Raw genomic sequence first — 16,921 nt, forward strand, 5'->3', positions numbered from 1 at the left:
GTTATATGTTTGTCTGCTTAGCTACTAACAACTTAAGTGTTAAACAATGTCTATCAACCTTTTGAATGACAGAGATTACGTCATTATTCTTGCTAGAAGTGGTGCTAGTCGAGAGCAAAATCATCCTCTGTATGAACACTGGCTAGCGGCTCAAGCATCCCTGATTGACTTAGCAAAGAAATGTCAAGAATTAGACAGCGACGGCTTAACTGTCTACGAAGCTTCAACCCCTCTCTGGAAATATGAAAATACAGATGTTAAGCGGTTAGCTGAAATTTTGCAGCGGCAAAATACAACACCAGACCCTGCAAACTTAACTAAAATTCACTTGCAAGAAGCTCTCAGCGATGCTCTCAGCGATTATTTTAAGCGGAAAGCAAGTTCTAAAGCCAAAAAAGGGACGATAATTGTTGTAGTCATCGACGAAAACCAGGAAGATAGCAAACTTGTTGCTGAGATTATTATCAATGCTGCCAATAAGATTGCTAGAGATGAAGAAATTGGTATTAGTTTTATCCAAATTGGCGAAGACTTAGAAATCAGGAAGTTTCTCACTTACCTAGATGACAATTTACAGCAGGTTGGTGCCAAATTTGACATTGTAGATACAAAATTTTGGCAGGAAATCAAAAAAAGTTCAATAGTACAGTTCCTAATTGGTGCGATTAATGACTAACACTCTAACTCCTCAAACTCTCTCTAACTCGAAACCCCGTGATGTCCAAGTTTTCCAGATTGCAGCAGATACAATTGTACTGCGATCGCGCACTTGGGACAGACTCAAATTCGAGGTCGAATATTCCCTCCAAAGAGGAACAACAGCAAACTCTTTTCTAATTCAATCTGACAAAACTGCCTTAATCGATCCTCCAGGTGAATCCTTCACGAAAAATTATCTGGAAGCATTGCAACAACGTTTCGATCTCACTAAACTAGATTACATCATTCTCGGACACTTTAATGCCAACCGTGCTGTAACTCTCAAATCTCTCCTAGAAATAGCTCCTCAAATTGTCTTTGTTTGCACAAATCCGGCGGCAATTTCGTTGCGTGCGGCATTTCCCGACCAAGAGTTAAATATCAATGTCGTCAGAGGCGAAGAAACCCTTGATTTAGGGGGAGAACATCAATTAAAATTCGTGGCTACTCCTACTCCTCGGTGGCCAGACGAACTTTGCACCTACGACACGAAAACACAAGTTTTGTTCACAGATAAACTATTTGGTGCTCATGTTTGCGGCGATCAAGTATTTGATGAAGGGTGGAGCGTTTATAGCGAAGACCGCCGCTATTATTACGATTCTTTGCACGCATCTCAAGCAAAACAAGTGCTAGCAGCACTGGATAAATTGGCTGATTTACCTGTTAAATTTTACGCGACAGGTCATGGGCCATTGGTGCGTTACGGCCTCACAGAATTAACCCATTTGTATCGGGAATGGAGCCAACAACAAAATACAAAAGACTTGACAGTGGTGCTGATTTATGCTTCGGCTTACGGAAATACAGGGGCATTAGCACAAGCGATCGCAAAAGGTATTACTAAAGCAGGTGTAGCCGTTGATTCAATTAATTGCGAAGCGGTAGAACCAGGAGAAATTCAAGAAGCCATCGAAAAATGTGATGGATTTATCATCGGTACGCCTACTTTGGCAGGTCATCCACCTACTCAAATTCAAACCGCTTTAGGGATAGTTTTATCCACAGCATCTAAGAACAAATTAGCGGGTGTATTTGGTTCTTATGGTTGGAGTGGTGAAGCTGTTGATTTAGTTGAAAATAAGCTCAAAGATGCCGGATATCGGTTAGGGTTTGAACCAATTCGAGTTAAATTCAAGCCTACAGATGTCACGATTCAACAGTGCGAAGAAACCGGAACTGACTTTGCTCAAGCATTGATTAAATCTCAGAAACTCCGCGCACCTAGACCTGCATTAGGTAGCGGTGCAGACCGCACAGAACAAGCTGCTGGGCGAATTGTTGGCTCTCTTTGCGTAGTTTCTGCTAAGCGTGGAGATGTCGCTAGTGCGATGTTAGCATCGTGGGTATCGCAAGCAACATTTAATCCTCCTGGTGTTACTCTTGCGGTAGCAAAAGATAGAGCAATTGAATCTTTGATGCACTCAGGCGATCAGTTTGTGTTGAATATTTTAGCAGAGGGGCGACAATTACGGAAGCATTTCATGAAGAACTTTGCTCCCGGTGAAGACCGTTTTGCCGCAGTGGAAACTCAGGAAGCTAGTAATGGTTGTCCGTTTTTGAGCGATGCTCTTGCTTATCTGGAGTGCTCAGTGGCAAACCGGATGGAATGCGGCGATCATTGGGTGATTTATGCGGTAATTGAAAATGGTCATCTGCTGAAAGCTGATGGGGTGACAGCGGTGCATCATCGTAAATCTGGAAGTCATTATTAGGGAGTATTAGGATGAGAGAAACCGGGTTTTTTAACTGAGATTGAGAGTGTAAATGAAGTATTTTGGTGAAAAATCCGGTTTCTGTCTAAGTATTATAAAGGTCGGGAATGTTCGCGGCATTATCAGTTTTTTTGTGATTTTAGATACAAACAACAAATTTATTGAAATTTAATTTCCTGTAACTTTAGATACAAACTAACTTTAAACAGACCTGTAGTTTAAATTGTATGCAGTATACATAAAGCGCAAATTCAGGAGGAGCGATCGAGCCATTGATATGAAAATCAAGGTCATAAATCCCAATACAACGGCTAGCATGACCCGAAAAATCGCGATTGCAGCTAAGTTAGCGGCCAACTCCAGCACAGAAATTATTGCTTGCAATCCTGTCATGGGGCCTGCTTCCATCGAGGGGCATTATGATGAAGCCCTCAGCGCGATCGGCATCTTAGATGAAATCCGTAAAGGAGAAGCAGAGGGTATTGATGGTTATGTCATCGCTTGCTTCGGCGATCCAGGTTTGTTGGCGGCTCGCGAATTGGCACGAGGCCCCGTTTTAGGAATAGCAGAAGCGGCGATGCACGCTGCTAGTTTCATCGCCACAGGATTCTCAATTGTGACAACTTTGAACCGCACGCGGATCATTGCTAAACAATTAGTAGAAAACTACGGCATGACTCGCTTTTGCCAAGGAATTCGCGGTACAGAATTATCAGTCCTTGAACTAGAAAAATCAGGCTCTCAAGCTCAAAAAATAATTACAGAAGAGTGTCGAAAAGCTCTAATTGAAGATAGTTCTGGGGCAATTATTTTGGGATGTGCTGGTATGACTGATTTAGTTCGCGAAATTAGTCAAGATATCAATGCGCCTGTCATCGATGGTGTCAGTGCTGCCGTCAAGTTTGTAGAAGTCCTGATTAGTTTAGATTTGGGTACGAGCAAAGTAGGTGATTTAGCCTATCCGATCGCCAAATCTTATACGGGGATGCTCTCAAATTTTGCTCCCAAATCTTAGATAAACGATGAATTTTAAAAATTTACGAAGAAATAGGCTATTGGTATCTTTGATAACTTTTTTCTAGTAATTCATCGCCTAGTGTTATGCAGCATATAAGTTAGTTCTTCCACCATTGTCAACAATCTGTAGGGGCCGGTTTACCAATAGGTTTAATAAAGTACAGATAGGTAAATAAACCCGCTCCCACCCGATGAGAATGGTGCCAGACATCAAATACAACCTACTTTTTGAAGGAGAGGGTGTCATGAATATCGGAACCGAACAAGCCAAGGTCAGAACAAGCGAAATCAACAATGGGAATAGTGTGATCGCGCAAGAATTAGCCTCCAGCGCTCAGGGAGTAAGCTTGCGATCGCTCAGAAAAGAATACGGCTCATTTGTGGCGATCGAGAACCTCAATTTAGAGATTCCCGCAGGTTACTACTGCTGTCTATTAGGCCCTAGCGGTTGCGGCAAAACCACCACCCTACGGATGATAGCGGGACACGAAGACACGACGGGTGGCGACGTTTTAATAGGCGATCGGCGCGTCAACCACCTGCCACCCGCCAAACGCGATACTGCCATGATGTTCCAAAATTACGCCCTCTTCCCCCACAAAACCGTCTGGGAAAACGTAGAATTTGGCTTAAAAATGCGGAATGTACCGCAACCAGAAAGGCGCGATCGCGTCGGAGAAATGCTCGAATTAATCGGATTAAGCCACCTTGGGGAACGCAAACCCGCTCAATTAAGCGGCGGACAACAACAGCGAGTTGCACTAGCTAGAGCCTTAGCAACCCGTCCCAAAGTTCTCCTACTCGATGAACCTTTAAGCGCCTTAGATGAAACCCTGCGCCTGCGAATGCGAAGCGAACTACGCCGGATTCAAAAACAGTTTGGCATGACATTTATCCAAGTAACGCACGGCGTTGATGAAGCATTTTCCCTCTCCGATGAAATCGTAGTAATGAATCAAGGTCACATCGAACAGGTAGCTAGTCCTTCCGAGATGTTTCGCACCCCCGCTTCCCAATTTGTTGCCAAATTTATGGGCGACAATAACCTATTTACAGGTAAAGTATTGCACTGCGTTCCAGAAAGTAATAGCAAAGAATTGGTTGAACTCAATATTGAAGGATTGGGTTCTATATTTTGCATCGGCCAGGGAGCGCCACCATTAGGAAGCGAAGCCGCTTGTTCAGTACGAGCCGACTTGCTACAGTTAGAACCCTTTTCCTCAACACCTCCCCCTCAACCTTCTCCCTACGCTAATCACATTAATGCTCGGATTACTGCCGTTGAACTCACAGGTTATGTAACGCGCGTTTCCTTAATGACAGAAAAAACAGGTCAAGAACTCCTGTACAAAATTGCTACCGATGAATGGGCGAATAATTCTTTACAAGAAGGGCAACTAATTACTCTGCGATGGTCAGCAGAAGATTGCGTTTTTCTGCCTCATTAAGTTGTCAAATTTCCAGCCAAATCTCAACCCTAAAATAGAACAATGGCTAGACTTTCGCGACGGAAATTTATTCAAGTCGGTCTGGCAGCAGGAACATTTCTGAGCACAACCAACTGCGGTGCTAACAAAGTCTCTGAAACTGCCAATCTTTCAACCACTCCCAGTAGAGGGCCGACACTACTAACCAATAAATTTAAAGATGTCACTTTGCGATTTATTGGCACTGGAGCCGCGCAAATTAATGACATCAAAGAGCAAGCCGAAAAAGACTTAGGCTTTAAAATTCAACTTCGCGCTCTTAGTACCGAAGAAACAGTACAAATCGCCATCACTCAGCCCAAACAATATGATATGTTTGACGGCGAATACTTCGGTTTACCATTAGTATTTCCTTCCGGTAGCTTGCAGCCAATTGATGTCAAGCGAGTCAAGGAATTTAACAAACTCGTTCCTATCTTTACCACAGGAGAATTATACCCAGGCGCTCCTGTTAATAAATCCCAAGGTAGCGCACCCCGGAAAGTAATGTTTGTCAAAGGGCAAGATTCAACAGAATTTGCCGATGGGCCAACTGATTGGGCAACATTAATTCCCTTTCAATATAATGCCGATACTCTGGGCTATCGCCCCGATTTAATTGGTGGCAAAATCGAATCCTGGGCAGATTTATTTAACATCAAATATAAAGGTAAAACTGCTCTGCTGGATATCCCTTCCATTGGGATTATGGATGCAGCAATGGCCGTTGAAGCAATGGGATTAATGACCTTTGGCGACAAAGGAAATATGACGCGGGAAGAACTCGATAAGGTCACGCAAATATTAATCCAGCAAAAGAAAGAAAGGCAATTTCGAGCATTCTGGAAAAGCTTTGATGAATCTGTTAATTTAATGTCTGCTGGAGAAGTCGTTTTGCAATCAATGTGGTCGCCTGCGGTGACAGCCGTAAAAGCCAGAGGAGTTCCCTGCGTTTATGGCCCTTTAAAAGAAGGATATCGCGGCTGGGGAGGCGGAATTGGGCTCTCTAAAAACCTCTCAGGATTAGAATTAGATGCTGCTTATGCTTACCTTGATTGGATGTTAGAAGGTTGGCTAGGTGCTTTTTTAGGAAGACAGGGTTATTACAGTGCAATTCCCGAAAACGCCAAGAAATACATGAAGCCGGAAGAGTGGGATTTTTGGTATGAAGGAAAGCCTGCTGCTACTGATATTATTGACCCTTTTGGTAAGAAGATTGAGTCTCAAGGAGCTATCCGTGATGGTGGTTCTTTTAAGGAAAGAATGGGCAATGTTGTGTGCTGGAATTCTGTAATGAAGGAACAGATATATCTCCTGCAAAAGTGGATTGAATTTGTGGTTGCTTAAAGTTTCATGACTTACAATCGTACACCATACGTAACGCCGCCTTCTAGGCGGTCAAGTCACCGCCTAGAAGGCGGCGTTACGTAAAGTAGGTTAAGCCAAAGCTTTGCTGTATTTTGTTACTATTGCGGATTTAATCATGACAATCACCCAACCATTAACCACTTCTAGCAACTCTGCCAAAACTAAGGCAACTGACTGGAAAAAACTCAAGCCTTATTTTCTAGTTGCTCCTCAAACTTTAGTCTTTCTGTTGTTTTTAGTATTGCCAATTCTCGCCATTTTTATCGTCAGCTTTTGGACGTTCAATGGCTACACAATGGTTCCCACTTTTACTTTGAACAACTATCTGACAATTTTTACCTCGAAGGTATTTCTGTCAACTTATGTCAATACCATCAAATTTGCAGCTATTGTCTGGTTGCTAACTCTGGCCATTGCATATCCAGTTGCTTACTTTCTTGCCTTTCATATCAAAAGCTTGAAATGGCAAACAATTTTGTTTCTAGTTTGTACAGTCCCGTTCCTGACATCTAACATTATTCGGATGATTTCTTGGATTCCTTTTTTGGGAAGAGAAGGCATCTTGAATGGGTTACTAATGGGTCTGCATTTAACGGATCAACCCCTAGAAATGTTTTTGTTTTCCGACTTTGCCGTACTCCTAGCAATGGTGCATCTTTATACCCTGTATATGGTAGCTCCAACTTTTAATAGCATGATGCGAATTGACCGTTCTTTAATTGCGGCCGCAGAAGATGCAGGAGCCTCAGCTTGGCAAATTCAGAAGGAAATAATCTTTCCTTTGTCATCACCGGGAATTGCGATTGGTTCAATTTTTGTTGTCACATTAGTTATGGGAGAATTTGCAACTGTCAGACTAATGAGTGGCGGACAAACTTCTTCTGTTGGATATTTGATTAAAACCCTAATTGGTAGTTTGCAATATCCGATGGCTGCCGCGAATGCGATCGTTTTATTAGCTGTAACATTACTGATTGTATTTGGTATTTTACGAGCTGTTGATATTCGCAAAGAGCTCTAATATGACTTACGCAAAACCATCCGTAACGCCGCCATCTTGGCGGTAAAATCACCGCCAAGATGGCGACCGTACTATGAGCGTAAGTTCTATCTAAGAATAAACCTTTGTAATTGTCTAAATGGAGTTAAACAATGCAAAAGACAAAACGCCCTCTTTCTTATTACCTATTAGCTGGCTTCTTTGGATTATTTGTTCTGTTTTTATACGGCCCATTTTCCGCTATTTTCCTGCTCTCCCTGCAAGGGCCAGAGGGACAGTTAACCTTTCCTATGCGAGGTTTTAGCTTTCACTGGATGTCAGCAGTATTTGGCACTCAGCGTGTAGGAGATTTTGTTAGTGCCTTTGGACGTTCTTTTACTTTGGGTTTGCTGGTGATGGTAATTACTGTCATCTTTAGTCTATTAGCTGGCATGGCATTTCGGCAGAAATTCATGGGTTCAAATTGGATTTTTTACTTAACAATTTCTAGTCTGATTGTACCCAGTATTCTCATCTCTTTAGGCATTGGTATTGTCTTTAATATTGTTGGCTTAGATACCACTTGGTATTCATCAGCGCTGGCGGGACATCTGACCTGGACATTACCATTTGCCTTCTTGATTATGGTAGGAGTATTTAATCGCTTTAATCCTAGCTATGAAGAAGCCGCACGGGATATGGGAGCGACTGAAATCCAGACCTTCTCGGAGGTTTTGCTACCGTTAATTGCATCTAGTTTAATTGGGGTAGGTTTGTTTGGGTTTACGCTTTCCTACGATGAATTTACGCGCACTTCGTTAATTTCTGGGGAAAAGAACACCCTACCGCTAGAAATTTTTGGGATGACAACAAACGTGACAACTCCTGCAATTTACGCTTTAGGAACTATGACAACGCTTTTTTCCTTTGGATTAATTGCACTAGCTTTTGCTGGTATTCAGTTCTTTTCTCGTCGCCAGTCACAGTAGGAAATCATAACCAAATTGGCGAACCAAATTGGCGAACCAAATTGGGCGGTTGAAACCGCATCTACACAAACGAAGTCCGCCTACGCGGACTAAAAGATAAAGGGTATTTAAGCCGGATTTAGTATCAGTTCAAACTCCATCACGTAGAAAACCATGAGCTATAGACCTGAATTTTCAGTGGTTTGGAATAATGCAGGCTTTTTAATCCAAGGTGTTTTCCTAACATTTCAACTCGCTATTGTTTCCATTGCTGGCGGGTTAGTGCTAGGAACAATTGGCGCAATGGGAAGAACTTCTGGAAATCGCATATTTAATGGCATTGCTGTAGCTTATGTAGAATTTCTTCGCAACACGCCTTTTCTGATTCAACTGTTCTTTTTCTTCTTTGGCTTGCCAAGTTTAGGAATTAAATTAACCTCTTGGCAAGCAGCGGTACTAGCACTCGCGATTAATTTTGGAGCCTATTCTACTGAGATTATTCGTGCTGGAATTGAAAGCATCCGTAAGGGACAAATTGAAGCGGGATTAGCGCTAGGATTCAAAAAAATACAGATTTTCAGACACATTATCCTCATCCCAGCTTTAGGTAATGTTTATCCATCGCTGGTTAGCCAAATTGTAATTGCAATTTTGTTTACCAGTGTTGTCTCTCAAATTTCAGCAGAAGAATTGACCTTTGTAGGTAATTATTTGCAATCCCGTACCTTTCGGAGCTTTGAAATCTACTTAACGATTACCCTAATCTATGTTGGGATAATCTGGGCAATTAAAGCTATTGCCTTTCTCATTCAGAAAAAGTTTTTCAGCTTCATGCAATACACTCGCTAACTGGTTGGTATCTTTTACTAAGTTTCGATTATGCAAGAGTTTACCCTGTCGAATATCTTGAGCAATTTGCTACTAGCAACTAGATGGACAATTGCGCTTTCAGCAATTGCTTTTATCGGTGGTGGAATTGTAGGATTTCTAGTCATGCTGATGCGAATTTCACCTAACAAAATCATCAAGTATCTCAGCCTAATTTATGTCGAGTTTTTTCAAGGAACACCGCTGCTGATGCAACTGTTCCTCACATTCTTCGGATTGTCTGTTATTTTCAACCTCAATTTATCTCCTTGGATAGCGGCCGCGATCGCATTAACAACCTACACCAGTGCTTTTCTAGCGGAGATATGGCGAGGTTCAGTTGCAGCCATTCCGAAAGGACAATGGGAAGCCTCTACAGCCTTGGGGTTGAATTACTTTAAACAGCTTCAACGCATCATTTTGCCGCAAGCAATTAAAATGTCAATCCCCCCAACTGTAGGCTTTGCCGTGCAGGTAATTAAAGGCACATCTTTAGCATCTGTTATCGGCTTTGTAGAATTAACTCGCTCGGCTACGGCTATCAGCAATGTTACTTTTAAACCTTTCTTGGTATTTACAATAGCCGCTGTAATTTATTTCTGTTTGTGTTTTCCACTTTCCCTTTGGAGCAAACATTTAGAACAGAAGTTTGCTTACAAATACTAAGACAGTTCTGCACACCTAATTCTCAATTATTCAACACAAATCATCAGGGAAAAATCATGTTTTACAGAATTTTCAAACGCCTAAATATGCGCTTATCGTTACCAAGATTATTAACAAAACCACTAACAATGTTAGCAGTTAGTTTAGTCGTAATCTTCAGTATCGCCTCTTGTTCAGGCGGCAGTTCTATCACATCTAAACCTGTTGTTGGTGATGTTACAGCCAGTCAAGCCGCCGCCGCCGCACCCAGTCAAGGTACGGCACTAGGAACTTCCACTCTCGATAAAATTATCAGTGCTGGTAAAGTTAGAATTGCCGTTCCTCAAGATTCTCCACCTTTTGGATCTGTGGGTACAGATATGCAGCCTCAAGGCTACGATATTGATGTGGCAAAGATGCTTGCAGAATCCTTAGAAGTGAAATTAGAATTAGTTCCCGTCACCAGTACCAACCGGATTCCCTATTTACAAAGCGATCGCGTAGATTTGGTAATTTCTAGTTTGGGTGCAACTCCTGAGCGAGCTAAATCGATTTACTTTTCTATTGCTTACGCTCCTTTCTATTCTGGTATTTACGGTTTTCCCGGTGTTAACGCCTCATCTTACACCGATTTATCAGGCAAGACTGTAGGAGTTACTCAAGGATCTTTAGAAGATATTGAATTGGCTAAACGCGCTCCCAAAGACATACAAATTAAGCGATTTGAAGACAATAGTACAACCGCTTCAGCGCTCTTAGCCGGACAAATTGAACTGATGGCAACAGGTAATACAATCGCCAACAAAATTAGCAAAGATAACCCCGATAAAAAAATTGAAAACAAGTTCGTGATGAAAAATTCACCTTGCTACATCGGCGTGCGTCGGGGCGATCTAGATTTGCTGCAATGGGTGAACGTATTTGTCACCAATAAGCGACTATCAGGCGATTTGAGCGAACTATCTAAGAAATGGTTTGGTGAGCCACTGCAACTACCTACTTTTTAATGACTAAGCTAGGGAGAATTTGTGGGCACAGACTGAGAGTAAATCAACAAGAATCACTACTAAATTAGGAAGAAAAAAAATGACACAATCTCAACCCCTCTCAACTTCCATCGAGCCGACATTGAACAAAGCAGAAGCGATGATTACTGCTAAGGATGTCGAGAAATGGTACAGCAACAATTTTCATGTTTTACGCGGCGTTAGCCTCACCGTAAATCAAGGGGAAGTAGTCGTAATTATGGGGCCTTCAGGTTCGGGTAAATCTACCTTTATCCGCACGTTTAATGCTTTGGAAGACTATCAAAAAGGCAGCATTGAAATTGATGGTATTAAGCTAACTCACAACTTGAAAAATATTGAAGCAATTCGCCGCGAAGTGGGAATGGTTTTTCAACAATTCAATTTATTTCCTCATCTGACAGTGTTGGAAAATGTGCAACTTGCACCCGTTGAAGTTCGCGGTTGGAGCAAAGCAAAAGCGAGAGAAATTGCCTCAGAATTATTAGAAAGAGTGGGAATTTTGAGTCAAGCGAATAAATTCCCCGGTCAACTTTCTGGGGGACAGCAGCAACGGGTAGCGATCGCGCGTGCTTTAGCAATGCAGCCGAAGATTATGTTATTCGATGAACCAACGTCTGCACTTGACCCGGAGATGGTGCGGGAGGTACTGGATGTGATGCGATCGCTCGCTAGCACCGGCATCACAATGGTTTGCGTAACCCATGAAGTAGGTTTTGCTCGTGAAGTTGCCGATCGCATCGTGTTTATGGCCGAAGGTTTGATTGTCGAAGAAGCCACACCCCAGGACTTTTTTAACAATCCCAAGCACGAACGGACTAAGCAATTTCTAGCACAGATTTTGCATTAGACTAGATTTTCTAATTAATCCCAAAAGGAGTAGCACGTTATTTCGAGCAGATTTACTAACAATAGTAATCGCTGATACTGTTATGAATCTGCTCGTAAAAGATAATTAAGAAATTAATTCATCAGCGTCCAAAGTTTCTGCAAAGTCTTGGAACCTTTATGACTATCCAAATCAAAATTATTCACTGCCAAACACCGTTCTAAATACTCAACTTGTTGCTCCTCTACCAGTTCTTGAGTGAGAGCAATAATTAATAGCCGCCAAACTCGATCGAGTCCGAAGGCAAAGGTGACATTGTTGGCTTGAGAATAGGGTATTGAGTCAGGAATTAACTCTAATTCTTTGTAGATTTGCCACTGACTTTTGTTTGTGATGTTGCGATGTATAAATTGCATAGGACTTGCCTCTCAATTGCTATATTTGGTCGAGGCGCGTTCCTTCGGGCTATATTCCCTACTTCCGTCTCTATTGCTACTCGGTCAACAGCCTGAGTCCACACAGAGATGAACGATTAGATTTATATCTGTATTATAGGACACTTTTTCTAAAATTTGTCAACTTTTTTCTATCTACTGGAGAAATCAAGATGCACAGCCTGAAAATTATCATCATCGGTGCGGGAATCGGCGGCTTGACCGCAGGTATTGCTTTGCGGCAAGCTGGCTACGAGATCGAAATTTATGACAGAGTGAAGGAACTGCGCCCCGCCGGGGCCGGCATTTCCCTGTGGTCAAACGGCGTGAAAGTTCTTAATCGGCTAGGTTTGGGAGAAAAAATGGCCGCAATTGGCGGAATTATGAATAGGATGCAGTATCGCAGTCTTACTGGTGAACTTCTAAATGATATTGATTTGCAACCATTAATAGAAGAAGTTGGACAGCGCCCTTATCCTGTTGCGCGTGCAGATTTGCAAAAAATGTTGTTAGAAGCTTACGAAGGAGAAGTTAAGCTGAATTCCAAGTGTATTGGAGTTGAGGAAAGTGAAAATAGTGTCACCGCCATTTTTGAAAATGGACATCGCGCAACGGGGGATTTAGTAATTGCAGCAGATGGGATTCATTCAACCCTAAGAAAGTATGTGTTGGCAGAGGAAATTCATCCTCAATATGGCGGTTATATCAATTGGAATGGATTAGTAGAAGCGAGTGAAGATTTAGCTCCTAAAAATACTTGGGTTGTCTATGTTGGCGAACACAAAAGAGCTTCAATGATGCCTGTTGCAGGTAATCGATTGTACTTTTTCTTCGATGTTCCCCTGGCAAAAGGTACGCCGTCCGAACCGCAGAATTATCGAGCTGAATTAGCCGAATATTTTAAAGGTTGGGCGCAACCCGTACAAACCCTAATTAAACGGATCGATCCCATGAAAACCAGTCGCCCAGAAATCAACGATGTAGGCCCGCTCGATCGATTTGTTCGCGGTAGAGTGGCATTGTTAGGAGATTCTGTACACGCAACTTGTCCAGATTTAGGACAAGGTGGCTGTCAAGCAATGGAAGATGGATTAGTTTTAACTCAGTATTTGCTAACAACAAATTTAGGAGTTGAATATGCTCTCAAACGCTACGAAGCAGAACGGAAAGAACGCGCAAATGCAGTAGTTATGAAAGCTCGTAAGCGTGCAGAAATGATTCACGGTAAAGAACCAGAAATTACCGAAAAATGGTATCAACAGCTAGCACAAGAAAACCCATCCGACGTAACTGGTGCTATTTCCAAAGTGATTATGGCAGGGCCTCTGCATTGACATGATAGCAAAATTATCCTGGCGATTGAAATCGCGGCTACAAAAACAAAGTCCGCCTACGCGGACTAATGAAGTTGATAAGCTTTTGCAAGAGGTCTAATTAATTGTATTTTCCTTCTTCCTTCTCCCTTCTTCCTTCGGCTATAATTTATGACAGGTAAACTGACAACTCACGTATTAAATACAGCTCAAGGATGTCCCGCTGCTAATATGATTGTAGAACTCTGGACAATTAATATTCAATCGGGAGAAAAGACGCTGTTGAAAACAATATCTACTAACATTGATGGGCGTACAGATGCTCCTTTGTTAGCGGAAGATGAACTTAAAATTGGTGTTTATGAACTTGTATTTGTAGTAGGAGATTATTTTGCTAAAGAAAGTGCGATCGCCACCCAACCACCCTTTTTAGATCGCGTGCCAATTCAGTTTGGTATCGCCGATCCTACAATACATTATCACGTCCCTTTGCTTGTTTCTCCTTGGTCTTACAGCACCTATCGAGGTAGCTAAAAAAGTTTCTTATTATCTCTAATTGGAGTTACTATGTTAGTCACAAAACAACCAGCATTCAAACGTTTTTGGTATCCTGTTATTCCCATGACAGCCTTATCCGATCGACCCGTACCATTTGAATTGTTAAGTCAGCCAATAGTTCTCTGGTTAACAGCAGAAGGAAAACCCGCCGCAGTTGAAGATCGATGCTGTCACCGCACAGCTAAACTATCTCTAGGAAAAGTCGTTAATGGCAATATTTGCTGTGCTTATCATGGCTGGACTTTCAACGATTGCGGAGAGTGCGTCCACGTTCCACAAATTAGTAATGGTGCTATTTCTTCTAGTTACAAAGTCAAAGCTTATCCCTGTGTTGAGAGATATGGCTATGCTTGGGTCTGTCTAGGAGAACCGCTGATCGATATTCCGAATATTACTGAAGCTTTCGATCCAGACTATCGCCAAATTCACGAATTTTACGAAACTTGGAATTGTGCAGGTTTACGAGTCATGGAAAACGAATTAGATATGGCTCATCCTACCTTTGTCCATACAACAACCTTTGGCAGTGAAGATCATCTTACTCCAGATTCTATGGAGTTCAAAGAGACAGAATGGGAACTCCACTATCGCAGCACTTTGGGAGTAACTAATCCCAAAGAACAGCAGGAAAATCTCAAAATGGAGGAAGAACAAACAGTCCGAACTATAGACGGAGTTTGGTTCATGCCGTTTACAGTTAAATTGAAAATTGCCTACCCTAACGGACTCGTTCATATTATCGTTAATACGATGACTCCGATTAATGATTGGAGTTCTAAAATGGTACAATTTTGTCTGCGGAATGATACGGAAGCAGACACTAAAAGCAGCGATATTATTGCCTTCGATCGCGCTGTAACTTTAGAAGATAAACGCATTCTGGAAAGCACTGACTATGACATACCTCTGGAACTAAATAAAGAGCAACATATGCTTACCGATAAGCCAGGAATCATCATTCGTAAGAAAGTAGCAGCTTTTTTAAAAGCGCAGGGTGAAATTGAACAAACTGTTAATAGTTAACTGTTAACGGTTAACTGTTAACTGTTAATCGTCAATCAATCATTAACAGTTAACCGACTTTAGTTCTTGCATTCAACCTACCAACCTCAAATGACAACTTTACTCGTCAAAAATATCCATACTCTTGTCACAATGGATGCGACGCGAAGAGAAATCCGCAGTGGTGCTATCTTCGTTCGAGACAACGTAATTGAGCAAGTAGGAACCTCTCAAGAAATCGCGCAAACAGCAGATGAAGTTTTAGATTTACAAGGAAGATATATCGTGCTTCCTGGTTTAGTCAATACTCATCATCACTTCTGTCAAACTCTGACGCGAGTAATTCCAAAAGCTCAAGACTGTGACTTATTTAATTGGCTGACAAATCTTTACCCGATTTGGGCAAATCTGACAGCAGAGGCGATTTATATCAGCGCTCAAATGGCAGCAGCGGAATTAATTTTGTCTGGCTGTACAACTGCCAGCGACCACCTATATATCTATCCAAATGATTGCACTTTGGATGATGAAATTCGCGGCATTCAAGATATTGGAATCCGATTTCATGCCAGCCGAGGTAGCATGAGTGTGGGTGAGAGCTTAGGCGGATTACCACCCGATCGTTTAGTAGAAAAAGAACCAGATATTCTCAAAGATTCTCAGCGGTTAATTGAGCAATATCATGATAATTCGCGCCATGCTATGTTACGGATTACTCTTGCACCTTGTTCGCCTTTTTCTGTTTCCCAAGACTTGATGCGGGAGTCAGCAGCAATGGCACGTTCTTATCAGGGAGTGAGGCTACATACACATTTAGCAGAAAATAAGGCTGATGTTACTTATAGTTTGGAAAATTTCGGCATGATTCCTGGCGATTATGCAGAGTCAGTTGGTTGGTTAGGTGATGATGTTTGGCACGCTCATTGCGTACAATTAAGCGATGAATCTATTTTGAAATTTGGTAAAACAGGCACTGGTGTTGCTCATTGTCCCTGTAGTAATATGCGTCTTGCTAGTGGGATTGCTCCGCTTCGTAAAATGCTAGATAATAAAGTTCCGGTGGGGTTAGGTGTGGATGGTTCTGCTTCTAATGATGCTGGTAATTTATTACAGGAAGCACGCACGGCTTTTCTACTAGCTCGTGTTGGTAGTTGCGATGCTTCAGTGATGACTGCTCGTGAGATATTAGAAGTAGCAACTATTGGCGGTGCTAAGGTTTTGGGTAGAGATGATATTGGCTATCTTGCGCCTGGGATGTCTGCTGATTTTATTGCTATTAATATCGATAGTCCGCAGTTTGCTGGAGCTCATCACGATTTAGTCGCGGCGTTGATTTTCTGTCAAGTAAATTCTGTCGATTATAGTTTTATTAATGGTAAAAAAGTGGTAGATCGTGGACAACTAACTACAATTGAATTGGAAACATTGGTGGAGAAAACTAATCACATTGCTCATCAAATGGTGGCTTGATATGTTTTATACAATTGCTGAGTTAAATCAGATGAGCCAAGACGAGTTTGTTACAGCGTTAGGTGCGGTGTTTGAAGATACGCCTGCGATCGCGTACCGAACTTGGTATCAACGTCCCTTTACTGATGTTACGCAATTGCATCAACAGATGGTGGCTGTGGTAAATGCGATGAGTTGGGAAGAACAACTAGCGTTAATTAAAGCTCATCCCGATCTCGGAAGTAAAGCAAAAATGGCGGAAGCTTCTGTAAAAGAACAAACTGGTATTGGATTGAATCGACTGAACTTAGAAGAATATCAACACTTTCAAATATTGAATCAAGCTTATCAAGATAAGTTCGGTTTTCCCTTTATTGTTGCTGTTAGGAACCATACTAAAACGAGCATCATTGAAGCATTTGAGCGACGTTTGCAAAATTCGGCGGAGGTGGAAATGCAAGAGGCGATCGCACAAATTAACCAAATTGCCCAATTTCGCTTATTTGACCTTCTCCATCAATAACTAATCCTTAATTTGATACTTTTGATTACTTACGTAACGCCGCCCTCTGGGCGGTAAAGATACC

The 16,921-nt window shown here is 42.0% G+C and carries 17 protein-coding genes and 1 riboswitch; of the genes, 16 read left to right on the forward strand and 1 reads right to left on the reverse strand.

The window, feature by feature from the left end; translation table 11 throughout:
- Window positions 1-46: 46 nt before the first annotated feature.
- From PY364_RS04640 to PY364_RS04690, 11 genes are all read left to right on the forward strand, one after another.
- Complete coding sequence (locus PY364_RS04640; protein ID WP_275520982.1) at window positions 47-676, forward strand: hypothetical protein; 630 nt, start codon at window positions 47-49, stop codon at window positions 674-676.
- Window positions 669-2,414: a diflavin flavoprotein gene (locus tag PY364_RS04645; protein WP_275520983.1), complete on the forward strand. Its 1,746-nt coding sequence runs from the start codon at window positions 669-671 to the stop codon at window positions 2,412-2,414. The genes PY364_RS04640 and PY364_RS04645 overlap by 8 nt, the downstream gene beginning before the upstream one ends.
- A 277-nt stretch (window positions 2,415-2,691) precedes the next feature.
- Window positions 2,692-3,429, forward strand: coding sequence for an aspartate/glutamate racemase family protein (locus PY364_RS04650; RefSeq protein ID WP_275520984.1), 738 nt, complete (start codon window positions 2,692-2,694; stop codon window positions 3,427-3,429).
- A gap of 247 nt (window positions 3,430-3,676) precedes the next feature.
- Entirely contained in the window at window positions 3,677-4,879 is a 1,203-nt protein-coding gene (locus PY364_RS04655) for an ABC transporter ATP-binding protein (protein ID WP_275520985.1), read from the forward strand.
- A gap of 42 nt (window positions 4,880-4,921) precedes the next feature.
- Window positions 4,922-6,244 (forward strand): extracellular solute-binding protein, encoded by a 1,323-nt coding sequence (locus PY364_RS04660; RefSeq protein WP_275520986.1) that lies wholly within the window; start codon window positions 4,922-4,924, stop codon window positions 6,242-6,244.
- A 136-nt stretch (window positions 6,245-6,380) separates the two neighbouring features.
- On the forward strand, window positions 6,381-7,286 hold the full coding sequence (locus PY364_RS04665) for an ABC transporter permease (RefSeq protein WP_275520987.1): 906 nt from the start codon (window positions 6,381-6,383) through the stop codon (window positions 7,284-7,286).
- 131 nt (window positions 7,287-7,417) lie between these two features.
- Window positions 7,418-8,233, forward strand: a complete 816-nt coding sequence (locus PY364_RS04670; protein ID WP_275520988.1) for an ABC transporter permease — start codon at window positions 7,418-7,420, stop codon at window positions 8,231-8,233.
- Between the two features lie 153 nt (window positions 8,234-8,386).
- Window positions 8,387-9,061, forward strand: a complete 675-nt coding sequence (locus PY364_RS04675; RefSeq protein ID WP_275520989.1) for an amino acid ABC transporter permease — start codon at window positions 8,387-8,389, stop codon at window positions 9,059-9,061.
- A 30-nt stretch (window positions 9,062-9,091) separates the two neighbouring features.
- Window positions 9,092-9,745, forward strand: coding sequence for an amino acid ABC transporter permease (locus PY364_RS04680; protein ID WP_007357832.1), 654 nt, complete (start codon window positions 9,092-9,094; stop codon window positions 9,743-9,745).
- A gap of 128 nt (window positions 9,746-9,873) precedes the next feature.
- A complete protein-coding gene (locus tag PY364_RS04685) occupies window positions 9,874-10,731 on the forward strand; it encodes a transporter substrate-binding domain-containing protein (RefSeq protein ID WP_275520990.1) in 858 nt (285 codons plus the stop codon).
- A 79-nt stretch (window positions 10,732-10,810) separates the two neighbouring features.
- Complete coding sequence (locus PY364_RS04690; protein ID WP_275520991.1) at window positions 10,811-11,599, forward strand: amino acid ABC transporter ATP-binding protein; 789 nt, start codon at window positions 10,811-10,813, stop codon at window positions 11,597-11,599.
- Window positions 11,600-11,712: 113 nt separating this feature from the next.
- On the opposite strand, the gene PY364_RS04695 is transcribed toward PY364_RS04690, so the two are convergent.
- Window positions 11,713-11,994, reverse strand: a complete 282-nt coding sequence (locus PY364_RS04695) for a hypothetical protein (protein WP_275520992.1) — start codon at window positions 11,992-11,994, stop codon at window positions 11,713-11,715.
- A gap of 33 nt (window positions 11,995-12,027) precedes the next feature.
- Window positions 12,028-12,111, reverse strand: a riboswitch (Glutamine riboswitch).
- 74 nt (window positions 12,112-12,185) lie between these two features.
- Between PY364_RS04695 and hpxO the strand changes: the two genes are divergently transcribed.
- The 5 genes from hpxO to uraD all read left to right on the forward strand — a co-directional run bounded on the left by hpxO (window position 12,186) and on the right by uraD (window position 16,857).
- Window positions 12,186-13,346, forward strand: coding sequence for an FAD-dependent urate hydroxylase HpxO (gene hpxO / locus PY364_RS04700; RefSeq protein ID WP_275520993.1), 1,161 nt, complete (start codon window positions 12,186-12,188; stop codon window positions 13,344-13,346).
- 150 nt (window positions 13,347-13,496) lie between these two features.
- Window positions 13,497-13,859 carry a hydroxyisourate hydrolase gene (gene uraH, locus PY364_RS04705; protein WP_275520994.1) on the forward strand — a complete coding sequence of 121 codons (363 nt, stop codon included), beginning with the start codon at window positions 13,497-13,499 and terminating at the stop codon, window positions 13,857-13,859.
- A gap of 33 nt (window positions 13,860-13,892) precedes the next feature.
- Window positions 13,893-14,906 carry an aromatic ring-hydroxylating dioxygenase subunit alpha gene (locus tag PY364_RS04710; protein ID WP_275520995.1) on the forward strand — a complete coding sequence of 338 codons (1,014 nt, stop codon included), beginning with the start codon at window positions 13,893-13,895 and terminating at the stop codon, window positions 14,904-14,906.
- Window positions 14,907-14,996: 90 nt separating this feature from the next.
- A complete protein-coding gene (locus PY364_RS04715; protein ID WP_275520996.1) occupies window positions 14,997-16,355 on the forward strand; it encodes an 8-oxoguanine deaminase in 1,359 nt (452 codons plus the stop codon).
- Between the two features lies 1 nt (window position 16,356).
- Window positions 16,357-16,857: a 2-oxo-4-hydroxy-4-carboxy-5-ureidoimidazoline decarboxylase gene (uraD, locus tag PY364_RS04720; protein WP_275520997.1), complete on the forward strand. Its 501-nt coding sequence runs from the start codon at window positions 16,357-16,359 to the stop codon at window positions 16,855-16,857.
- Window positions 16,858-16,921: the final 64 nt, after the last annotated feature.

The sequence above is a fragment of the Kamptonema sp. UHCC 0994 genome (genome assembly GCF_029167235.1).
GTDB lineage: Bacteria > Cyanobacteriota > Cyanobacteriia > Cyanobacteriales > Microcoleaceae > Kamptonema.

Coding starts and splice junctions, on each gene's coding strand:
- PY364_RS04695 (WP_275520992.1), bottom strand. CDS start 11,994: ATGCAATTTATACATCGCAACATCACAAACAAAAGTCAGTGGCAAATC.
- PY364_RS04675 (WP_275520989.1), top strand. CDS start 8,387: ATGAGCTATAGACCTGAATTTTCAGTGGTTTGGAATAATGCAGGCTTT.
- uraH (WP_275520994.1), top strand. CDS start 13,497: ATGACAGGTAAACTGACAACTCACGTATTAAATACAGCTCAAGGATGT.
- PY364_RS04690 (WP_275520991.1), top strand. CDS start 10,811: ATGACACAATCTCAACCCCTCTCAACTTCCATCGAGCCGACATTGAAC.
- PY364_RS04645 (WP_275520983.1), top strand. CDS start 669: ATGACTAACACTCTAACTCCTCAAACTCTCTCTAACTCGAAACCCCGT.
- PY364_RS04660 (WP_275520986.1), top strand. CDS start 4,922: ATGGCTAGACTTTCGCGACGGAAATTTATTCAAGTCGGTCTGGCAGCA.
- PY364_RS04665 (WP_275520987.1), top strand. CDS start 6,381: ATGACAATCACCCAACCATTAACCACTTCTAGCAACTCTGCCAAAACT.
- PY364_RS04685 (WP_275520990.1), top strand. CDS start 9,874: ATGTTAGCAGTTAGTTTAGTCGTAATCTTCAGTATCGCCTCTTGTTCA.
- uraD (WP_275520997.1), top strand. CDS start 16,357: ATGTTTTATACAATTGCTGAGTTAAATCAGATGAGCCAAGACGAGTTT.
- PY364_RS04670 (WP_275520988.1), top strand. CDS start 7,418: ATGCAAAAGACAAAACGCCCTCTTTCTTATTACCTATTAGCTGGCTTC.
- PY364_RS04715 (WP_275520996.1), top strand. CDS start 14,997: ATGACAACTTTACTCGTCAAAAATATCCATACTCTTGTCACAATGGAT.
- hpxO (WP_275520993.1), top strand. CDS start 12,186: ATGCACAGCCTGAAAATTATCATCATCGGTGCGGGAATCGGCGGCTTG.
- PY364_RS04655 (WP_275520985.1), top strand. CDS start 3,677: ATGAATATCGGAACCGAACAAGCCAAGGTCAGAACAAGCGAAATCAAC.
- PY364_RS04640 (WP_275520982.1), top strand. CDS start 47: ATGTCTATCAACCTTTTGAATGACAGAGATTACGTCATTATTCTTGCT.
- PY364_RS04710 (WP_275520995.1), top strand. CDS start 13,893: ATGTTAGTCACAAAACAACCAGCATTCAAACGTTTTTGGTATCCTGTT.
- PY364_RS04650 (WP_275520984.1), top strand. CDS start 2,692: ATGAAAATCAAGGTCATAAATCCCAATACAACGGCTAGCATGACCCGA.
- PY364_RS04680 (WP_007357832.1), top strand. CDS start 9,092: ATGCAAGAGTTTACCCTGTCGAATATCTTGAGCAATTTGCTACTAGCA.